1 protein-coding gene is annotated in these 1,334 nt (G+C 66.9%); it reads left to right on the forward strand.

The features are described from left to right. Positions 1 to 118: 118 nt before the first annotated feature. Positions 119 to 763, forward strand: coding sequence for a nuclear transport factor 2 family protein (locus tag ACZ4NT_RS39315; RefSeq protein ID WP_467730230.1), 645 nt, complete (start codon positions 119 to 121; stop codon positions 761 to 763). Positions 764 to 1,334 lie beyond the last annotated feature (571 nt).

The raw sequence follows: 1,334 nt of genomic DNA on the forward strand, positions 1-1,334 counted from the left end.
ATCAACCACAACCCACAACTGCCATGGTCCTTCCTCACTCACACCGGCCTGACCATCCATCCAGCACACCCACCGAACTTACGAAAAGATCAGTATTACCTGTTGTTTCGTAATGGGTGTGGCGGGCCGTGTGGAGTGGTTTGCCTCCGCCTGGGGCCGCCCGGACACCAGTACTTGCTGGACCCTTGCGATCGGCCTGTTCCCCGCCGCCCGCGAACGGGGTACCGGCACCCTCGCCCAGCGTCTGCTGGCCCGCTTCTGGATCAACCAGGTCGAGCGGTGGTTCGGCTACCTCGCCCACCAGATGATCCGCCGCGGCGCACACAAGAACATCCAGGCCCCCGAAGCCGACATCCGGACCGGGGTCAAGCACTGGAACGAAGACCCCAAGCAGTTCATCTGGACCAAAACAGCCGAAGAAAGCACCCGGTCCTGGGCGGCCAGCTTCACCGAGGACGCCGTCGTAGAGCGGCCTGCGCCGGCTGTGGTGTTGCCGTTCCGTGAGGCGCTCGCCCGCTATCCGCGCGTGGGCGCGGCACGGCTGCGCGCGTCCGGTGCCCGCCTCAGCCACTGGGTCGGCGTGCTCGATGTGCAGCCCTGCGCCGAGAGTCTGCACACCCGCTGCTCGGCCCTGGTGCTCCAGGTGCCGGTCACCGGCGGCTCCAGGGTGTTGTACGTGTGTGTGATGCAGGATGTCCTGGTGCACACCGGCGGCACGTGGCGTATCGCGCACCGCCGGGTCACCCGCGACGATCTCACCTGACCTCAGCCGACCGGCCGCCCCGACCCGAGCAGCCCCGGACCTTGGCTGATGGGTCCTGTGCGGACCCGGGCCTTGAGCGGACCCGGTCCTGTGCGGACTCGGTCCTGTTAGCGGACTCGGTCCTGGGCGGACCCCTGGTCCTGGGCGGCTTGGACCGTCTTGTCGTCTTGGCCGCGCTCGAAGTGTGTGTTGTGAGGGTGTGGTTGGCCGGTGGTGGGGTCCGTCCGTTTCGGGGGTGTTGAGGGGTGCTGCAGGTGAACTTGACGTTCCGTCTGTGGCGCGCGACGTGCGCGGCGCGCTCTGTCTAGAGCGGACGGCGAGTGGCTGTCCTACCAGGTCGCCGAGCTCACCGGGGTACGCGACCTGACCGGCTGGCCGGCAGGGATACGGCTGATCGTGCGCCGGGTCAAGCCCTCACGCCGGGATGCGAAGAAGCTGACGGCCTTCGAGAAAGCGCAACGGCTGGCGCTACTGTTCTGCGCCGGAGATCCGTCGGCAGAGGCGGGCGAGGGAGTCGAGGATTTCTTTGGCTGTTTTGGTCCAGATGAACGGCTTGGGGTCTTCGTTCCAG

This window comes from Streptomyces sp. NPDC026417 (genome assembly GCF_055567695.1).